Annotated in this window: 16 protein-coding genes; 10 read left to right on the forward strand and 6 right to left on the reverse strand. The window is 63.6% G+C overall.

Translation table 11 applies throughout. The features are described 5' to 3' along the window. Positions 1-22 precede the first annotated feature (22 nt). Positions 23-205, reverse strand: a complete 183-nt coding sequence (locus FRZ44_RS14095) for a DUF1328 domain-containing protein (protein WP_151177794.1) — start codon at positions 203-205, stop codon at positions 23-25. 416 nt (positions 206-621) lie between these two features. On the opposite strand from FRZ44_RS14095, the gene FRZ44_RS14100 reads away from it, so the two are divergent. The 3 genes from FRZ44_RS14100 to FRZ44_RS14110 all read left to right on the forward strand — a co-directional run bounded on the left by FRZ44_RS14100 (position 622) and on the right by FRZ44_RS14110 (position 3,847). Further along, positions 622-1,821, forward strand: coding sequence for a YbfB/YjiJ family MFS transporter (locus FRZ44_RS14100; protein WP_151177795.1), 1,200 nt, complete (start codon positions 622-624; stop codon positions 1,819-1,821). Positions 1,822-1,988: 167 nt separating this feature from the next. Beyond that, on the forward strand, positions 1,989-3,002 hold the full coding sequence (locus FRZ44_RS14105) for a zinc-binding alcohol dehydrogenase family protein (RefSeq protein ID WP_151177796.1): 1,014 nt from the start codon (positions 1,989-1,991) through the stop codon (positions 3,000-3,002). A gap of 50 nt (positions 3,003-3,052) precedes the next feature. After that, positions 3,053-3,847 carry an SDR family NAD(P)-dependent oxidoreductase gene (locus FRZ44_RS14110; protein WP_151177797.1) on the forward strand — a complete coding sequence of 265 codons (795 nt, stop codon included), beginning with the start codon at positions 3,053-3,055 and terminating at the stop codon, positions 3,845-3,847. 1 nt (position 3,848) lies between these two features. On the opposite strand, the gene FRZ44_RS14115 is transcribed toward FRZ44_RS14110, so the two are convergent. Next, complete coding sequence (locus tag FRZ44_RS14115; protein WP_191908101.1) at positions 3,849-5,021, reverse strand: adenylate/guanylate cyclase domain-containing protein; 1,173 nt, start codon at positions 5,019-5,021, stop codon at positions 3,849-3,851. A gap of 405 nt (positions 5,022-5,426) precedes the next feature. Here FRZ44_RS14115 and FRZ44_RS14120 point away from each other — a divergent pair, with 405 nt between their 5' ends. Continuing rightward, positions 5,427-6,539 carry an ABC transporter substrate-binding protein gene (locus FRZ44_RS14120; protein WP_191908102.1) on the forward strand — a complete coding sequence of 371 codons (1,113 nt, stop codon included), beginning with the start codon at positions 5,427-5,429 and terminating at the stop codon, positions 6,537-6,539. A 132-nt stretch (positions 6,540-6,671) separates the two neighbouring features. On the opposite strand, the gene FRZ44_RS14125 is transcribed toward FRZ44_RS14120, so the two are convergent. Next, positions 6,672-6,974, reverse strand: coding sequence for a hypothetical protein (locus FRZ44_RS14125; RefSeq protein WP_191908610.1), 303 nt, complete (start codon positions 6,972-6,974; stop codon positions 6,672-6,674). On the opposite strand from FRZ44_RS14125, the gene FRZ44_RS14130 reads away from it, so the two are divergent. From FRZ44_RS14130 to FRZ44_RS14145, 4 genes are all read left to right on the forward strand, one after another. After that, the gene (locus tag FRZ44_RS14130; RefSeq protein WP_225308256.1) at positions 6,973-8,034 is read left to right on the forward strand and encodes an ABC transporter substrate-binding protein; all 1,062 of its coding nucleotides are present in this window, start codon (positions 6,973-6,975) and stop codon (positions 8,032-8,034) included. The two genes, FRZ44_RS14125 and FRZ44_RS14130, sit on opposite strands and share 2 nt — an antisense overlap. A 134-nt stretch (positions 8,035-8,168) precedes the next feature. Continuing rightward, positions 8,169-9,068 carry an ABC transporter permease gene (locus FRZ44_RS14135; RefSeq protein ID WP_151177801.1) on the forward strand — a complete coding sequence of 300 codons (900 nt, stop codon included), beginning with the start codon at positions 8,169-8,171 and terminating at the stop codon, positions 9,066-9,068. Beyond that, positions 9,065-9,847, forward strand: a complete 783-nt coding sequence (locus FRZ44_RS14140; RefSeq protein WP_151177802.1) for an ABC transporter permease — start codon at positions 9,065-9,067, stop codon at positions 9,845-9,847. The genes FRZ44_RS14135 and FRZ44_RS14140 overlap by 4 nt, the downstream gene beginning before the upstream one ends. 30 nt (positions 9,848-9,877) lie before the next feature. Then, a complete protein-coding gene (locus tag FRZ44_RS14145; RefSeq protein WP_151177803.1) occupies positions 9,878-10,954 on the forward strand; it encodes an ABC transporter ATP-binding protein in 1,077 nt (358 codons plus the stop codon). Between the two features lie 8 nt (positions 10,955-10,962). Here the strand turns inward: FRZ44_RS14145 and FRZ44_RS14150 are convergent, their stop codons facing one another. From FRZ44_RS14150 to FRZ44_RS14155, 3 genes are all read right to left on the reverse strand, one after another. After that, positions 10,963-11,682: a DUF3313 domain-containing protein gene (locus FRZ44_RS14150; protein WP_191908103.1), complete on the reverse strand. Its 720-nt coding sequence runs from the start codon at positions 11,680-11,682 to the stop codon at positions 10,963-10,965. Positions 11,683-11,783: 101 nt separating this feature from the next. Next, positions 11,784-12,236 (reverse strand): hypothetical protein, encoded by a 453-nt coding sequence (locus FRZ44_RS27040; RefSeq protein WP_191908104.1) that lies wholly within the window; start codon positions 12,234-12,236, stop codon positions 11,784-11,786. 45 nt (positions 12,237-12,281) lie between these two features. Further along, entirely contained in the window at positions 12,282-13,418 is a 1,137-nt protein-coding gene (locus FRZ44_RS14155) for an AraC family transcriptional regulator (RefSeq protein WP_191908105.1), read from the reverse strand. Between the two features lie 539 nt (positions 13,419-13,957). Here FRZ44_RS14155 and FRZ44_RS14160 point away from each other — a divergent pair. Further along, complete coding sequence (locus tag FRZ44_RS14160; RefSeq protein WP_151177806.1) at positions 13,958-14,776, forward strand: hypothetical protein; 819 nt, start codon at positions 13,958-13,960, stop codon at positions 14,774-14,776. 109 nt (positions 14,777-14,885) lie between these two features. Beyond that, complete coding sequence (locus FRZ44_RS14165; protein WP_151177807.1) at positions 14,886-17,237, forward strand: tetratricopeptide repeat protein; 2,352 nt, start codon at positions 14,886-14,888, stop codon at positions 17,235-17,237. The last annotated feature ends 455 nt before the right edge of the window (positions 17,238-17,692 follow it).

Raw genomic sequence — 17,692 nt, forward strand, 5'->3', positions numbered from 1 at the left:
TCCCGTTCCCGCCGCCGCCAACCTACACGACCGGCGGAGGTCCGCGGCCACGCACCAGATGCAGGATGAGCGTGACCAGGAACAAGGCGATGAAAATGTAGAACAGCAACTGGGCGAAGCCGCCGAAGACTGCGGCGACACCGCTGAATCCGAACAAGGCTGCAACCAGCGAAATCAGCAAGAAAACCAATGCCCAATGCAGCATGACGGCGTTCCTTCCTTCAGTTCGCGAATGCCGAAAGCGATTTTGAGAACGGGCGTTTTTGCGGAAAAGTTCCGCGGGCCGGAATCGACGGTGCCAGGCGCATTCCGTTTCTCGGGTTTGGAGTCAGTGCCGGAACTCCTCCGAGGCCCGCCGCGTTTTTCCCTATAGGACGCGGATCGGTATCGCCCAATCGGCGGCCAACCCGGTTTGCGGCGGGCCGTTCATTCAGCGGAAGGAAACATTCCCGTGCGATATGCTCTTTTGTGGCTCTTGGGCATTCCGATTCCCGTGCTGATTCTGATCTGGCTCTTCTTCGGGCATTGACGCCTCGAAGCGACGCCTCGCTGCTCTCGTCTGTTTTTGGGGCGCGATCGCGCTTAACCTGATCCCCGTCATCTTGGGGGATCACGCCCGCCATGCCGTCCCCATCGCTGCTGCAGCCCGGTTCCGAGGGAACCCCCTCTCCCGGCCGTGCCATTCTGTCCGGCCTGTGCGCCAGTCTCGTCGGGATCGGGCTGGCCCGCTTTGCCTATACGCCCCTGGTTCCCGTCCTGATCGACCAGGGCTGGCTCTCGCCGGCACAGGCAGGCTATCTCGGCGCGGGCAATTTCACCGGCTATCTCATCGGCGCCATGATCGCATCGCCCGCGGCCGAACGGTTCGGGGCGGTTCTTCCGTTGCGGGCGATGATGCTTCTTGCCGTCGCCGCGTTCTTCGCCTGTGCCGCGCCGCTCTCCTTTTCCTGGCTGTTCCTGTGGCGCCTGGCGGCCGGCATTTCCGGCGGCGTGCTGATGGTCCTGGCGGCGCCCGCCGTGTTGCCTCATCTGCCCGAGCACCGCCGCGGCTTGGGGGCCGGGGCGATCTTCACCGGCGTCGGCCTCGGCATCGCCCTGTCGGGAACGCTGCTGCCCCTCCTGTTGCAAGCCGGGCTCGTCGCCACCTGGTGCGGTCTCGGCGTCTTGTCGCTGATCCTGACGGGCGTCGCCTGGTTCGGATGGCCCCGGCAGCAGCGCCAGCCCGACAAACGGCCACCGGTCGACGCCCCTCGGCCGGACCGGGTCGCGGTCGTGATCCTCATCGTCTATGGGCTGGGCGCGGTGGGACTGGTCCCGCACATGATCTTCCTCGTCGACTTCGTCGCCCGGGGACTGGGACGCGGGCTGCACGAAGGGGCGTTCGATTGGGTGCTTCTGGGCGTCGGTGCCCTGGTCGGGCCGATCGGCGCCGGCTTCCTGGCGGACCGGATCGGGTTCCGGGGCGCCATGCGCTTCGCCCTCCTCGTCCAGGGCGCGATCGTGGCCGGCACCACCGTCCTCGCCAACCCGATCATGGTCGCGCTGTCGAGCTTCGTCATGGGTGCCTTCATTCCCGGTATCGTGCCTCTCGTGCTGGGACGTCTGCGGGAACTCCACGCCGGCGATCCCCGGCGCCAGCAGAGAGCCTGGGCCAGAGCGACGGTCTCGTTCGCACTGATGCAGGCGGCCGCCGGCTACGGGTTCTCCTGGCTCTATTCCGTCAGCCTCGATTACCGTCTGCTGTTCGGCGGAGCGGCGGCGGCCCTGCTGCTGGGTTTTGCCCTCGATATCGGGCTGGCGCGGAGCCCTGCCTCCCGATAGCGCATCGATCGGCCAAAGGGCGGAAACGGCACCACAATCGCAGCATTTCCGTGCCATCGCGATGGCGGCTCTTCAGGCAGCATGACCGTGTCGATACCGCCCTTGTCGCTTAGAATGGCGATGCTGCTTCTCGAGACGGCCAACCGCCTGAGCTGGAGTCCCGAACGATGAAGGCCGTGGGATACCGCAAGAACCTTCCGGTCACGAGCGATGAGGCCCTGCTCGACCTCGATCTCGCGACACCGACGCCCGGTCCCCGCGACCTGCTGGTCAGAGTCAAGGCGGTGTCGGTCAATCCGGTCGATGTGAAGCTGCGCGCCCAAGCCGCGCCGCCGCCCGGCACGGCGAGGATCCTGGGTTTCGACGCCGCCGGTGTCGTCGAAACGGTCGGCGCCGAAGCGACCTTGTTCCGGCCCGGGGATGCCGTCTTCTATGCCGGCTCGATCGCGCGGCCGGGCACCAACGCCGAGCTCCACCTCGTGGATGAGCGGATTGTCGGACACAAGCCCAAGACGCTCTCGTTCGCGCAGGCCGCCGCCCTGCCCCTGACCGGCATCACCGCCTGGGAGCTGCTCTTCGACCGGCTGGGCATTCGGCCCGGCAAGCCCCCCGACGCGGGCCGGCTTCTGATCATCGGCGGCGCCGGCGGCGTGGGCTCGATGCTGATCCAACTGGCACGCCGCCTCACCGGATTGACGGTGATCGCCACCGCATCGCGCCCCGAGACGGCCGCCTGGTGCATAGCGCTGGGCGCGCATCACGTGATCGATCACCACAAGTCGTTGTCGGAAGAGTTGAAGCAGATCGATCAATCGCAGGTCGGCTATGTCGCCAGCCTGACCAACACCGAGCGCCACTTCCCCGCCATCGTCGAGATCCTGAAACCCCAGGGCCGGCTCGGGGTCATCGACGATCCCGCCACGCTCGACATCAATCCGCTCAAGCGCAAGAGCATTTCGGTTCATTGGGAGCTGATGTTCACCCGCTCTCTGTTCGAGACCGAGGACATGATCGGCCAGCACCGCCTGCTGGACGAGATATCGGGCCTCGTCGATGCGGGCCTGATCCGAACGACATTGAGCGACAATCTGGGGCGTATCGACGCAGCCAACCTGAGAAGGGCGCATGCCCTGATTGAAAGCGGCAAGGCGCGTGGCAAGATCGTCCTCGAGGGATTCTGAGGCACGACATTTCGGTTCCGTCATCGATTCAACGACAAGGATTGACCGCCATGAAAATCGATCTCACTGGCAAGACCGCTCTGGTGACGGGCTCGACCGCCGGCATCGGCCATGCCATCGCCGAGGGACTCGCGGCCGCCGGCGCCAAGGTCGTCATCAACGGCCGCAAGGAAGCGACGGTCGAGGCCGCCGTGGCCAGACTCAAGAGCAAATATCCCGACGCGCGCGTCGTCGGCGCCGCCGCCGACGTGTCGACCGCGGCCGGCTGCGCCAAGCTGGTCAAGGCGGTCAACCAGGTCGACATCCTGGTGAACAATGCCGGCATCTTCGAGCCCAAGGATTTCTTCGAGATCCCCGACGAGGACTGGACCCGGTTCTTCGAGATCAACGTCATGTCGGGCGTGCGGCTGTCGCGCTCGCTGATGCCGGCGATGCTGAAACGCAATTGGGGCCGGATCATCTTCATCTCGTCGGAATCGGCGGTCTATATCCCGAAGGAAATGATCCAGTACGGCTTCACCAAGACCGGGCAGCTCGCAATCTCGCGGGGGCTGGCCGAGCTCACCACCGGTACCGGCGTGACCGTCAACTCCGTTCTGCCCGGTCCGACCCGTTCGGACGGTGTCGAAGGCTTCCTGCAGTCCATGGCGGCCCAGAACAAGGTGACGGCCGACGAGATGGCGGCGAACTTCGTCAAGGAGCATCGTCCGAGCTCGCTGCTGCAGCGCTTCGCCACCGTCGAGGAGATCGCCAACATGGTGGTCTATGTGGCCTCGCCGCAGTCTTCGGCGACGAACGGTGCCGCCCTTCATGCCGAAGGCGGTATCATCCGGTCGATCGCGTGATTTAGCCGGCGCTCGTCTCCGCCGGCAGGCCATAGACGCTCTGGGGTTCCGCCACGTCGCGCAGGCTGTGAACTCCGAGCGGCGTGAGCGGTCCTTTCGTGTGAGCGGCGAAAGTGCCCGAGATCACGGCGCGCCGGTGCAGCTGCTTACTCAGATCCTGCAGGCGGCTCGCCCGGTTGACCGCAGCGCCGATCACGGTGAAATCGAGACGTCGCGGCGCCCCGATGTTGCCATAGGCGACCTCGCCAAAATGAAGCGACAGCCCGAACTCCAGCGGCCAGAGGTCCTTCGCGGCACGGACGCGATTGACCTCGTCCACCTGGCGGCAGGCGCCTTCGGCCGCGGCCAACGCCGCTTCGCAAGCCGCGCCCGCGCTGCGCCCCGGCCCGATCGGAAAGATCGCCAGAATGGCGTCGCCGATGAATTTCAACACCTCGCCCTCATGCTCGTGGATCGGCGTCACCATCGCCTCGAGCCAGGCATTCAGCCCCTTGAGAACATCCTTGATGGCAGAACTTTCCGAGCGCCGGGTGAAGCCGCGCAGATCGGCGAGCCAGATCGCCGCCTCGATCGTCTCCACATCGCCCCGTTCGACATGTCCCTCGATGATCCGTCGCCCCGTATGCGGGCCGACATAGACGTCGAGCAGATCGACCGCGATCTGACGCAGGACCTGGCGCTCGGCGTAGGGACCGAAGAGATCGGTCGCGAGCTCGAGCTGCTGCAGCTCCTCGTCGCCGAATCCGGCCGGTGACGGCGTCGAATAGGCAATGACGGCCGAGCGCGTCCTGTCGATGAAGGGCATGGGAAACATCGCGTAGTCGGTGGCTCCCAACTGCCGAAGCTCCTCCAGCACGGGCATCGACTGCCCGGCGTCGAGACGCTGGCGAAACGGCCGGTTGGTCTCGTCCACGATGCGCATCGGACTGTTCTGATAACTCGCCGACTGAACCACTCCCGCCCGCGGTACGCTGGTGTGATGAACGGCGTCGTCCTGCCAAGTGTATCTCATGCCGCCGATCTCGGGATCGAGGCCTTCGAGCCCGAGCGAGCTGCGGTTGATGACGGAGCCGCGCCGCCTCAGCTCGAGGCAGAAGGCTTCGAACAGCGCGCCCAGATCACGCTGCTCCTTCGCGGTTCCAGCCAACCAGAGTCCCAGATCGTCGACCTTCATCGCTGGAATGCATTCTCCCATGGCCGCGCCGGCTGCCGCTTCATGAACATGTCATTCTCCGTCGCCCTCCCTCCTGCCGGGCGGCAACCCCTTGTCCGATCTCGCTTTTCGCATTGCAGCAAAATCATCATTCTGTCTCTGTCCCGGGCGCAGACTGTCACACAGCCGTCATGGACGCCATGCGATGTTCCGCCGGGCCTCGCATTGCGTTGCCCCAAGACCTGTTGCAGGATGATGACAGTTTCATTACGCGCTACGAGCCCGGCGCGAAGCCTTCGCTGATGTCGAACGAACTGCCCACACAGGGGCGAGTTGCGAGGATTGGGAGAAGTCCCCGCGCAATTCGGCCTTGGCGACGACGCTCGGCGGGGTGCTGACTTTGGGCTTTCGATCATGGAGATAAAAATGAAGCGTAAGTGGATGCAAGGGATGGCGCTGGTTTCGCTGTCTGTGCTGGTGGCGACGGCGTTCGTGCGTTTGGCCTCCGCCGGATCGATGGACGATCTGGTCGCGGCCGCGAAGAAGGAAGGCCAGCTGACGGTGATCGCGCTGCCGCATGATTGGTGCGGCTATGGCGACGTCATCGAGGGCTTCAAGAAGAAGTACGGCCTGACCGTCAATGAACTCAACCCGGATGCGGGTTCGGGCGACGAGATCGAGGCGATCAAGGCGAACAAGGGCAATACCGGTCCTCAGGCGCCGGACGTCATCGACGTCGGCTTGTCGTTCGGTCCGCAGGCGAAGAAGGACGGCCTGCTCCAGGCCTATAAGGTCTCGACCTGGAACACGATCCCCGACAGCGCCAAGGATGCGGAAGGCTTCTGGTATGGCGACTATTACGGCGTGCTCGCTTTCGAAGTGAACACCGATATCGTCAAGAAGGCGCCGGCCGACTGGAAGGATCTCCTCTCCAAGGACTATGCCAACGCCATCGCGCTCGCGGGCGATCCGCGCGCTTCAAACCAGGCGATCCAGGGCGTCTACGCCGCGGGCCTCGCCATGGCGGGCGGGAACGCCGGGAAGGCCCCCGAAGCCGGCTTGAAGTTCTTCGGCGATCTCAACAAGGCTGGGAACTTCGTGCCGACCATCGGCAAGGCGGGCACGCTCGCTCAGGGCGCCACGCCGATCATCATCCGTTGGGACTATAACGCGCTGGCCGATCGCGACACCTTGAAGGGGAACCCCGCCGTCGAGGTGGTGGTGCCGAAGACCGGCGTGGTCGCGGGCGTCTACATCCAGGCGATCAGTGCCTATGCCCCGCATCCGAACGCGGCCAAGCTCTGGATGGAGTATCTCTATTCCGACGAAGGGCAACTCGGCTGGCTCAAGGGCTATTGCCACCCGATCCGCTTCAACGATCTTGCCGCGAACAAGAAGATCCCGGCCGATCTGCTAAAGGCGCTGCCGCCGGCTGAATCCTATGCCAAGGCCGTGTTCCCGACCTTGGACGAGCAGGCCGCTGCGAAGGAAGTCATCACCAAGCAGTGGGATACCGTCGTCGGCGCGAACGTGCAGTAAGCGCTTATCCATGCGGGCCGCATCGGACACCCCGAACGCGGGATGGCGATGCGGCCCGTTTCGTTTGTGGCCAACCCCGCCGTCGCGCCGGTTCTCTGTCCGAGCGGTCAGAGAACCGGCGCGAGCCGCAACTCACGATCCCACGCCAGCTTTCCCGCATGTCTCATGGTTCGTCGCGCCATTTTCATTTGCGAAAATGGGATTTTCGGTGTCGAATTCCGCCCCGAGGCGATTGCCGACCGCTTTTTTCCGGCGCTCGCCCGCAGAGGCCAAACGCCATCGCAACGTCAAACAACGGTCGGCGGAGATGAAGATCATCGCGGCGGACCGGCAACCGGTAGGAGCGACCATGTCGGCGAATGCAGGATTGAAACGCATGCCAGCGCGTCGTTGGCTTAGAACATTGGGATTGGTTTCCGCAACCGCATTGGGCATGTCGGTTCTGGCCGGCCTCGCCTCCGCGGAATCGATGGACGATCTGGTCGCGGGCGCCAAGAAGGAAGGCGCCCTCACCATTATCGCCGTGCCGCATGACTGGTGCGGCTATGGCGTGGTGGTCGACAAGTTCAAGGCGAAGTATCCGTTCCTGAAGCTCAACGAGCTCAATCCCGACGGCGGCTCGGGCGACGAAATCGAGGCGATCAAAGCCAACAAGGGCAACACCGGCCCGCAGGCACCCGACGTGATCGATGTCGGTCTGTCCTTCGGCCCCTCGGCGAAGGCCGAAGGATTGCTGATGCCCTATAAGGTCTCGACCTGGGCCAGCATTCCCGAGCACCAGAAGGATGCCGACGGATACTGGTATGGCGACTATTACGGCGTCCTCGCCTTCGAGATCAATGCCGACCTCGTCAAGAAGATGCCCGCCGATTGGGCCGACCTCCTGTTGCCGGAATACAAGAACCAGGTCGCGTTGAGCGGCGACCCTCGGACGTCGAACGAATCGATCCAGAGCATTTTCGCAGCCGGCCTTTCCTCCTCCGGCGGCAAGATCGACGACGCTGCGAATGCGGGCCTGAAGTACTTCGCCGATCTCTACAAGAAGGGCAATTTCGTCCCCGTCGGCGGCAGCGCGGCCTCCATCGCTCAGGGCACGACCCCGATCGTCATTCGCTGGGACTATCTGGCGCTGGCCGATCGCGACACGCTCAAGGGCAATCCCAAGATCGAGATCGTGGTGCCGAAGACCGGCGTCGTCGCCGGCGTCTATGTGCAGGCCATCAGCGCTTATGCGCCGCATCCGAACGCCGCCAAGCTTTGGATGGAGCATCTCTATTCCGACGAGAGCCAGCTCGATTGGCTCAGGGGCTATTGCCATCCGATCCGGTTCCAGGATCTGGTCGATCATAAGAAGGTCCCTGCGGACGTGCTGGCCAAGCTGCCCCCGGCCGAGAACTACGAGAAGGCTCTCTTCCCGACGCTCGAGCAGCAGGGCGCTTCGAAAGAGATCATCACCAAGCAATGGGACAGCATCGTTGGTGCGAATGTCCAATAATCTGATACTCTGACGGCTGAATATTAGATCGGGCCCGCGCCGTACTCGCATGCGGCGCGGGTTTCCGATCCCAATCGAGACTCGTGCATTTCCCCGAACCTCCTCGGCGAGGACGGGTTCGTCCAGCAGGCCCCATGGCGCAGCAAGTACAAATCGAACCCCATCGCGCGGCCGCGCGGCTCCGTCTCGGTCAGACCGGATGGGCGCTGATCGGCGTCACGCCGTTCCTGATCTTCGCGCTCATGTTCCTGATTCTCCCGACGATGTATCTGATCGTCGGCGCCTTCAGGGATGGCGACGGCAACTTCACCTTCAACAACCTCGTCGATCTGTTCCAGCCCTCGATCCTGAGCGCCTATTGGATCAGCATCAAAGTCAGCCTCGCCTCGGCGCTCGGCGGTGCCGTCATCGGTTTCTTCCTGGCCTATGCCGGCGTGATGGGCGGCCTGCCGAGCTGGCTGCGGCCGACGCTGATGACGTTCTGCGGCGTCGCATCGAATTTCGCGGGCCTGCCCCTCGCCTTCGCCTTCCTGGCGACGCTCGGCCGAACCGGCCTCGTGACCGTGTTGCTGATCAAGTACTTCGACTTCAACATCTACAGCACCGGTTTCAACCTGCTGAGCTTCTGGGGCCTGGCGCTCACCTATCTCTATTTCCAGATCCCGCTCATGGTGCTGATCCTCGCGCCGGCCCTGGATGGGCTGAAGCGCGAATGGCGCGAAGCCTCGCAGATCCTGGGTGCGAACTCGTTCCACTATTGGCGGTATGTCGCCCTGCCGGTGCTCTGGCCCAGCCTGCTCGGCACCACCATCCTGCTGTTCGCCAACGCCTTCGGCGCCATCGCCACCGCCTATGGCCTGACCGGGAGCTCGCTCAACATCGTGACCATCCTGCTCTACGCGCAGATCCGCGGCGACGTGCTGCATAACCAGAATCTGGGCTATGCCCTGGCGCTCGGCATGATCCTCATCACCGGTCTTTCGAACGCCGCCTATATCTGGCTTCGGGGCCGCAGCGAACGGTGGATGCGATGAAGCAGTCGCGCATCGGTCCGTGGCTCGCCATCGCCATCGGCACCGTCTATTTCGTCGTCCCTCTGATCGCGACCTTCGAGTTCTCCCTGCGCCTGCGCCGCGGCGAATACAGCTTCGAAGCGTACGAGATCGTGCTGGGAGATCCGCGCTTTCAGGAGAGCTTCCTCTATTCGACCGTTCAGGCGATCGCGACCATCATCGTCGGTGCGCTGCTGATCGTGCCGACGGCCTATTTCATCCGGCTGCGCCTGCCAAAGCTCCGGCCGATCGTCGAGTTCATCACCCTGTTGCCGCTGGTGATTCCCGCCATCGTGATCGTGTTCGGCTACCTGCGGCTCTATAACAGCTCCTCCTGGATCCCGCTCACCGCCACCACGCGCACCAGCGACCTCCTCCTCACCTTCAGCTATGTCGTCCTGGCCCTGCCCTACATGTACCGGGCGGTCGATACCGGGTTGCGGGCGATCGACGTTCGCACGCTGACCGAGGCTGCCGAGAATCTCGGCGCCAGCTGGATCACCATCATGTTCAGGGTAATCTTCCCGAACGTGAAGGTCGCGATTCTGAGCGGCGCCTTCCTGACCTTCGCCATCGTGATCGGCGAATTCACCATGGCGAGTCTCCTGGACCGCCCCGCCTTCGGCCCCTATTTGCAGCTCATTGGCGCCAACCGCGCCTACGAGCCTTCGGCCCTGGCGATCATCGCTTTCATCGTGACCTGGGCCTGCATGGGCCTGATCAATCTTTTCGGACGGGGACCGCAGACGGCCAAGCGCTGACGCGGGACCTCGACCTCAACGGAGACGAGAATGGCTTTTCTCGATATCAAGAACCTGCGCAAGGCCTATGGCGCCAACAACGTCGTCGAGAACTTCAATCTCGCGATCGACCAGGGCGAGTTCGTGTCCTTCCTCGGGCCCAGCGGTTGCGGGAAGACCACCACATTGCGCATGGTCGCCGGCTTCGAAATTCCCACCGCCGGCACGATCGAGATCAACGGAAGGGACGTCACGAACCTTCGGCCGAACCAGCGGAATGTCGGGATGGTGTTCCAGGCCTATGCCCTGTTCCCGAACATGACGGTGGCCGAAAATGTCGCCTTCGGCCTCAAGGTCGCCAAGCGCCCCGCGGCGGAGATCAAGGACCGCGTCGCGGAGATGCTGGCGCTGATCAAGCTGCCGCAGATGGGCAGCCGGTATCCCTATCAGCTCTCGGGCGGACAGCAACAGCGCGTGGCGCTGGCTCGCGCCCTGGCCATCAAACCGCAGGTGCTGCTGCTCGACGAGCCGCTTTCCGCGCTCGACGCCAAGATCCGCGTCTCGCTGCGCGAGGAGATCCGCAATGTGCAGCGCAAGCTCGGTATCACTACCATCTATGTGACGCACGACCAGGAAGAAGCGCTGTCGATGTCCGACCGAATCGTGGTCATGAACGAAGGCCGCATGGAGCAGGTCGGCGCGCCCTTCGAAATCTACAACTACCCCCGTACCCGCTTCGTCGCCTCCTTCGTCGGCACCTTGAACATCATGCGTGGCAAGGTGATCGACGGCGCCACCGGGCGGATCGAGATCGATGGGCAACAGGTCGCGACTGGCAAGCCGATAGCCGCGTCGCAGCCCGGCCAGATCCGGTCCGTGGCGCTACGTCCGGAAGCCGTGACGCTCGGCAACGGAGCCGCCACCACGCGCAATCAGATGCGGGGCGCGATCGAGGAGGTGCATTTCCTCGGCTCGGTGGTGCGCATCCGCGTCCGTTTCAAGGAACACGCCATCTCGCTCGATACCTTCAACAGCCCGAGCGCCCCGCCGCCCGAGCGTGGCCAGCCTGTCTCCGTGCAGTTCGGGCGCGAGGACCTGCTGGTGCTCGAGGGCGCCGAGCCCGCCTGAGCGGGCGCCTACTGGTAGCAGATACCACGCTTCACCAGGCCTTGCGCCGCCTGCTCGGACCAGGCCTGGAAGGCCTCCCGCACATCGCCCCAAGAGTTCAATGTGTTGGTGCCGATCTGATTGGCCCCGCCGCGTCTGTCCGCGGCTTCCCATAACAGCGTGCCCGTCTTCGGCCCTCCGGTGGCGTCCGACGCATAGCTCTCGGCGGTCGCCGTACCCGCGAAAGCGCCGATCCCGTCGTCGAAGGCGAAGGCCGTGAGCGAATTCAGCACATGGGCCTGGGGCACATAGGTCGAGATCGTATTGGCGAGCGGATCGGATTGCTCGGCATCCACCAGCGCCACGCGAATCTTGATGGCGCCCGGTGTCGGAATGTTGACCATCTGGCAATGTGTCGAGAGCTTCTCGTAGAGATTGCCGTAGAAGTCGTTGGCCAGCGCCTGGCGCTTTTCCGCCGACACGCGATCGAGCGTCGAGTTCGGTGTCGTCCAGATCATGACAGGCTCGAGGATGACCTTGTTGTAGCCGGCCTGGCTGACCGCGGTGTTGTCGTAGATGTACGCGTACTCTCCCGGCCCGCCGCGCTTCAGAAGGTCCGGCTTCGGCAGGAAGCCCGGCGCCAGCTTGAAGTCCGCGGTCTCCTTCGTCGTCGAGCAGGCTGTCGTCAGCAGCGCGATGCCGACCGCGACGATCGCTGCGCGGGCAAAGTTCGTTCTCTTGTTCTTCATAGCGGCCTCTCCGGTTGCCCTTCGATGGGCGTCATGGATACGGATGGTCGGTCGGTGTTCCGGGCCTCGGCGCTCGCGGAGGCTCTCGGCATTGGCGCCGCTCAGGTGGGAGCGAACATCCGCAGCTTCTGCATGATGCTGAAAAGGAAGGCTGTCGTTATCCCGAACATCATCATGCCGTTGAGGGCCTCGAGCGCACCCAGCATCTGCCAGTGGGCCTCGAGAAAGACACCGGCATGGCCGTAGCTGGTCATGGCACTGATCGAATAGAGCATCGCCGCCCCTCTGTCCGATATGGCCCCCAGGGCGTGGTAGGCCAAGGCCCATACCATTCCCTCGATCCCATGCAGGATCGTCACCAGTATCGCCGTGATCCCCATGACGACGACGAACCAGGACAGGGAACGATGACGCGCCGAGGCATGAACCAGGACGACGACCACTTTTCTGTCGATGAGGATCAGTCCGACGATGTGAATAGCGACGACGACCAGGATCAGCGGCACCGCCCAGAGCCAATCCGCGGTCCAGCTGCCGACGTCGCCGATACCCATTTCACCAACTCAGGGTTCGATGCGCCCGGACATAACGACCCGCCGTCATTCCGCAGCCGCCGCAGGTCTTGCGGATTCGGTCTTCTCCGAAACCTTGAGTGCGACGCGGCGGTAGACACCGGGCGCCACGCCCGTCCAGCGCTTGAAGGCCCGCGTGAAATTGGCAGGGTCAGAATAGCCCAGTTCGAGGCCCACATCGATGAGGCTGTGGTTTGGATTGCGCATGAGTTCGAGCGCCAATTCGAGGCGTCCTTGATCGAGAAGGGCAGAAAAGCTGAGGCCAAGCGCACCCAACTCCCGCTGAAGACTCCGCGCCGGAAGACCGCTCAGGCGGGTGAGCAGCGAAAGATCGAGAGGCCCCACGGGCAGAAGCGACCTCACCAGGCATTTGAGCGAATGGATGAACTCGGAAGGATGGCGCTGCAACGCGCTCCCGCCCATGCCGGGTGCGATCTCACCCTGCAGTTCGGCGCGTTGCAGAAGCGGCCGAGCCAGGAGCTGCCGAGGAAATGCCAGAGCGGTCACCGGCGCATTCCAGCCGATGGGGCAGCCAAAGGCCCGCACTAGATCCTGGCGATCGTGCAGCGGCGGACCCTCAAGAAGAATCTCGTCCGGCATCCAGGCCTTGCCAGCAGCCAGACGAATGACATCCCGCATCAGCACCAGCGAGAACAAATTGGAGTGCCGACGCCCGACCGTCACGCTGGGCGTCAATTCGTAGCACCAGAGCACATTCGGTCCGGCGCGCATCATGCGCAGCCTTGCGCCGATGATATGGTCGCTCACATGGCTGATGGCCCGGTTGATGGCCTCGCCGAGAGTTGGCGCCGCACTGATATAGCGGCCATGACGGCCCAGCGCGCCGAGACCCGATCGCTCCGCCAGATGCAACCCCAGAAGAGTGTCGCCCGTCGCCTTGGAGATTTCCTCCTCGACCATCAGCGCTTCGCGGAGCGGTACGAAGGCATCGTCGCGGTCCAGTCGGACGTCCGGCATGCCGACATGGGCGCAGAGCTCGTCGAACTTCAGATCCGTCCCTTTCAGGCACTCGGCCAGCCGCTCGAGAGTGCGCGCTTGAACGATCGGAATGGGCGCCTTGCCGCCGACCCGATCGGCATGCGCAACCGCCTGCAGCGGATACGAGTTCTTCAGCCGTTGCTCGATCTCGAAGTCATGACGCAACGACCTGTTCCCCGTCAGACCTTCGCGTCGATTCATATTCGACGACAAGACGCAATCTCCCCCCAAACACACCGCATTCAATCCATCGATCGGTCACAATCAAAGCATGTGGCTCGGGAGCGTCTCGCTCCAGAGCCCGATCGCTATCGGGCCTTTCTGTTGAGCAACAGCCTTCCGCCACGTCAATCGCGACGGTCCCCAAGGCTCGTCCTTGTTGAGAGGACCGTGGTCGCCAGCACGACACCGCGCCGCTGTGTCCCGTAGGAATATAGAGATACTTGGCTGGCCTGTCGTCGCTTTCGTCGAGCCTCGAGCGCTCTCAAGACGAAATTTCATGAATCTCCATCGCAGGCATCAAGTCATTCGGTTGGACTAGGGAATAATACTGAGCGCCATTCTAGAAGAACTACAGTCTGGCCAAGGATTGGCTGGACAATCAGCCACGCGCGCTGGCGCCAAATGACAAGACCGTCGCCTGCCAACCTTTCATAGATAGTTTCACGGCAATCAACGAGTTAGCGGCCTGGGAGCCTGGACGCATGACATCGACGATGCGACTGGCAGTGGTCTTCCTCGGGCTCGCCCTTTGGGGCGTCGCCGCTTCCGCCAGGGCCGAGGAGCCCGCAGCCGATCAATGGCAGTTCAGCGTGGCTCCCTATCTCTGGGCAACCTCCCTGAACGGCGACGTCACCGTCAGAGGCCACAGGGCGACCGTCGATGCCAGCTTCCTGGATATTCTGGAAGATACGGACTCGATCATCGGGTTCGAGGGGCATGGTGAGGCGCACAAGGGAGACTGGGGCCTCTATCTCGACGGCGTTTACACGCGCATGGGCGCCAGGACGAACCCCGTCGAGGCCATCAACATCGATACGACCGTCGAGATGGGCATTCTCGAAGGCGGCGTCCTCTATCGCGTTGGCAATTGGGACCTCGGAAACACCACCGACGCGTTCGGCGGAGGCGAGACACGGCTCGTTCTCGAGACCTATGCGGGCGCGCGCTACACAAGCCTGACGATCTCAAACAACATCAGCGTCGCGGGCTTGAAGCGGGACGATGGCGGCGACAAGGCTTGGGTGGATCCGCTAGTCGGCGCCCGCGCCACCCTCAATCTTACCGAGCGCCTTCAATTCATTCTCGGCGGAGACATCGGCGGCTTCGGCGCCGGATCGGAAATGACGTGGTCGGCGATCGGTCTGATCGGATACAGCTACAAGCTGTTCGGGTTGGATGCCACCACGGCCGCCGGATACAAGGCGCTCTACCAGGACTACAAGGATGGCAACGGCACCCATGATTTCAAATGGGATATGACGATCCACGGTCCGATCGTCGGCACCATCATCCGGTTCTGACAAGATTTGACAGCGGCGCGCAGGCCGAGCACAGAAAGTGGAACGGACGACATGCGGAGGGCGCGGACGAACTGATCTGTCGCTGCCCCGTCAGGTGCGCCGCCCGAGGATGAGGATCCTCTGCTATCTTGTCGGCGCCATGATCTCAGTTCCGCGCCGCAACGCCTTTGCGACCATCATCGTCTCCGCCCTCTGCGTCCTGTCACCCCTGGCCGCAAAGGCGCAGGCGGATGCCCCTGCCAGCTTCGTCGGCGCGAAGGTATGCGCGAGCTGCCATGCGCCGGAGACCGCGCTGTGGGAGCAATCGCACCATGAGAAGGCCATGGCCGTCGCCGACGAGACCTCCGTGCTCGGCGACTTCAACGACGCGACATTGACCCACTACGGCGTCACCAGCAGGTTCTTCAAGAAGGACGGCAAGTTCCACGTCCGCACCGACGGCCCGGACGGTTCACTCCAGGATTACCAGATCGCCTATACCTTCGGCGTCTACCCGCTCCAGCAATATCTCATCGCCTTTCCCGGCGGCCGCTACCAGGCGCTTGGCATCGCGTGGGACAGCAGGCCCTCGGAGCAAGGTGGTCAGCGCTGGTTCCACCTCTATCCCGACCAGGAGATCAAGGCCGGCGACCCGCTGCATTGGACCGGGTTGAACCAGACCTGGAACTATATGTGCGCGGATTGCCACTCGACGGATCTGCGCAAGAACTTCGATCTGACCACGAACAGCTACAGGACCAGTTGGGCGGATATCAACGTCGCCTGCGAAGCCTGCCACGGGCCCGGATCGCGCCATGTCGCCTGGGCCGAGGCGAAAGCCTCGGGCGCAGTGACGGATGCGAGCTATGGAGATCTGAAGGGATTGCTCGTTCCCTTGCGCGACCAGGGCGGCGGCCATTGGGAAATCAACGCGGATTCCGGCATGCCGGTGCGATCGGGGCCACCGCCCATCAGTCTGCAGATCGACACCTGTGCCCGCTGCCACTCCCGCCGGTACGAGATCGCACCACAATTCTCCTACGGGCAACCCCTCCTCGACAGCGAGCAGCCTTCCCTCCTCACCGCGGATCTTTACCACTCGGACGGCCAGATCCTCGGCGAAGTCTATGAGTATGGCTCCTTCCTTCAGAGCGTGATGGGTCAGAAGGGAGTCCTGTGCTCGGACTGCCACGATCCGCACAGCCTGCAGCTGCGCGCACCCGGCAATCAGGTCTGCGGCCAATGCCATCTGCCCGCCAAGTTCGATACCGAGCTGCACACCCACCATCCCGCAGCCTCCGCCGGAAGCCAGTGCGTCAACTGCCATATGCCGACCAGAACCTACATGATGGTTGACCCGAGGCGCGATCACTCGATCCGCATCCCGCGGCCGGATCTGTCGGTCACACTGGGCACGCCAAACGCCTGCAACAGCTGCCACACCGACCGATCGGCACAATGGGCGGCGGATGCGGTTGCCCAATGGTATGGGGCCGGTCGCCGCCTGGAGACGACCTATGGCTCCGTCATCGACGCCGGGCGCAAGGGCTTGCCCGGGGCTCGGTCGGAGCTTGCCGCCCTGGCAATCGATCAAAGCAAGCCGGCCATCGTTCGAGCCACCGCGATTTCGCTGCTGACACCGTTCGCCGGCAGCATCACGCCGGAGATGGCGACGGCGTATCTCGGTGCCCTGCAGGACGAAGACCCGCTGGTCCGGGCGGCGGCCGTCGACGCGCTCGACCCCTTCTCCGTGCGAGACAGGCTGCCGCTCGTGACCCCGCTTCTTTCCGACAAGGTCCATGCCGTGCGGATCGCCGCGGCGCGCTCCCTGGCGTCGGTTCCGGCCGCGGCTTTCACGCCCGAACAGAAAGTCGACCTCGATCGCGCCCGCGGCGATCTGATCGCAGGAGAGATGGCCTCCGCCGACCGCCCCGAGGCTCATATCTCCCTCGGCGCCTTCTATGCCCAGAGCGGAGAGTTCGCGGAGGCGGAAACCGCTTATCGTCAGGCGCTTCTCCTGGATCCGCACTTCACGCCTGCATTGGTAAACCTTGCTGACTTGTATCGTCAGCTTCATCGGGACGCAGAGGCAGGGCCGCTCCTGCAACAGGCCATCGCCATCGACCCCCAGGATGCCGCCGCCCATGAATCGCTGGGTCTGCTGGCGGCACGGCAAGGCCAATTGCCGGACGCCTTGACCCATCTTCAGAAGGCCAGCGAGCTGGCGCCGGACAACGGACACTATGCCTATGTCTATGCCGTCGCGCTCAATTCCTCGGGAAAGACCGCCGACGCGCTCGCGGCCCTGAAGCGGGCCCATCAACAGAATCCTTCGAGCTTCGAGGTGCTGTACGCGCTGGTCACCATCTCGCGGGACGCTGGCGACCGTGAGGCGGCCCTCGGCTTCGCCAGACAGTTGGTGGAGATTGCGCCCGGCAATCGGGACGCACAGGCGCTGCTCGGCTCGCTCACCGGCCAATAGCGGCGAGAGATTACGCTTCCGCCATCAATCGCCTCGACCCGGGTCGCGCATTTCTCGTGTGACAGTTGGAAAATGGCGCCAAATGACCAGACCGATGCCGGCCGCTGCCTGATGCTCAAATAGTGCAACGTTCGCGGCCTGTTGGCCGACTGGGCGCCGCCGATCGCAGGAGCAGCTTTCCTCCGAGGGTGCGGAAACCTCCAAGCCCGCAGGCCAGAGCATTGAATGGTCCGTCTGGCTGGCTCTCCAGCGCACGAACTTCTGCCACCCACACCGGGAGGCCATACCGGAAGCCGATCTGCTCGGCACGCTCGATCTGCAAGCAGCCCCGGCGATCAATCGCGAGACCCCCAGCGCAGTTATCCGTAGCTTCGGTTGAATCGGAACAAAAATGGCTGCAACCGACCGCAGCCTTAGTAGAAAGAGGGCAGTACGATGACGACACCTCAAAACGC

Source organism: Hypericibacter terrae, assembly GCF_008728855.1.
GTDB classification, from domain to species: Bacteria; Pseudomonadota; Alphaproteobacteria; order Dongiales; family Dongiaceae; genus Hypericibacter; species Hypericibacter terrae.

Excerpts from the sequence above, each read along its gene's own strand:
- FRZ44_RS14095 (WP_151177794.1), bottom strand. The coding sequence starts at position 205 with ATGCTGCATTGGGCATTGGTTTTCTTGCTGATTTCGCTGGTTGCAGCC.
- FRZ44_RS14100 (WP_151177795.1), top strand. The coding sequence starts at position 622 with ATGCCGTCCCCATCGCTGCTGCAGCCCGGTTCCGAGGGAACCCCCTCT.
- FRZ44_RS14105 (WP_151177796.1), top strand. The coding sequence starts at position 1,989 with ATGAAGGCCGTGGGATACCGCAAGAACCTTCCGGTCACGAGCGATGAG.
- FRZ44_RS14110 (WP_151177797.1), top strand. The coding sequence starts at position 3,053 with ATGAAAATCGATCTCACTGGCAAGACCGCTCTGGTGACGGGCTCGACC.
- FRZ44_RS14115 (WP_191908101.1), bottom strand. The coding sequence starts at position 5,021 with ATGAAGGTCGACGATCTGGGACTCTGGTTGGCTGGAACCGCGAAGGAG.
- FRZ44_RS14120 (WP_191908102.1), top strand. The coding sequence starts at position 5,427 with ATGAAGCGTAAGTGGATGCAAGGGATGGCGCTGGTTTCGCTGTCTGTG.
- FRZ44_RS14130 (WP_225308256.1), top strand. The coding sequence starts at position 6,973 with ATGTCGGTTCTGGCCGGCCTCGCCTCCGCGGAATCGATGGACGATCTG.
- FRZ44_RS14125 (WP_191908610.1), bottom strand. The coding sequence starts at position 6,974 with ATGCCCAATGCGGTTGCGGAAACCAATCCCAATGTTCTAAGCCAACGA.
- FRZ44_RS14135 (WP_151177801.1), top strand. The coding sequence starts at position 8,169 with ATGGCGCAGCAAGTACAAATCGAACCCCATCGCGCGGCCGCGCGGCTC.
- FRZ44_RS14140 (WP_151177802.1), top strand. The coding sequence starts at position 9,065 with ATGAAGCAGTCGCGCATCGGTCCGTGGCTCGCCATCGCCATCGGCACC.
- FRZ44_RS14145 (WP_151177803.1), top strand. The coding sequence starts at position 9,878 with ATGGCTTTTCTCGATATCAAGAACCTGCGCAAGGCCTATGGCGCCAAC.
- FRZ44_RS14150 (WP_191908103.1), bottom strand. The coding sequence starts at position 11,682 with ATGAAGAACAAGAGAACGAACTTTGCCCGCGCAGCGATCGTCGCGGTC.
- FRZ44_RS27040 (WP_191908104.1), bottom strand. The coding sequence starts at position 12,236 with ATGGGTATCGGCGACGTCGGCAGCTGGACCGCGGATTGGCTCTGGGCG.
- FRZ44_RS14160 (WP_151177806.1), top strand. The coding sequence starts at position 13,958 with ATGACATCGACGATGCGACTGGCAGTGGTCTTCCTCGGGCTCGCCCTT.
- FRZ44_RS14165 (WP_151177807.1), top strand. The coding sequence starts at position 14,886 with ATGAGGATCCTCTGCTATCTTGTCGGCGCCATGATCTCAGTTCCGCGC.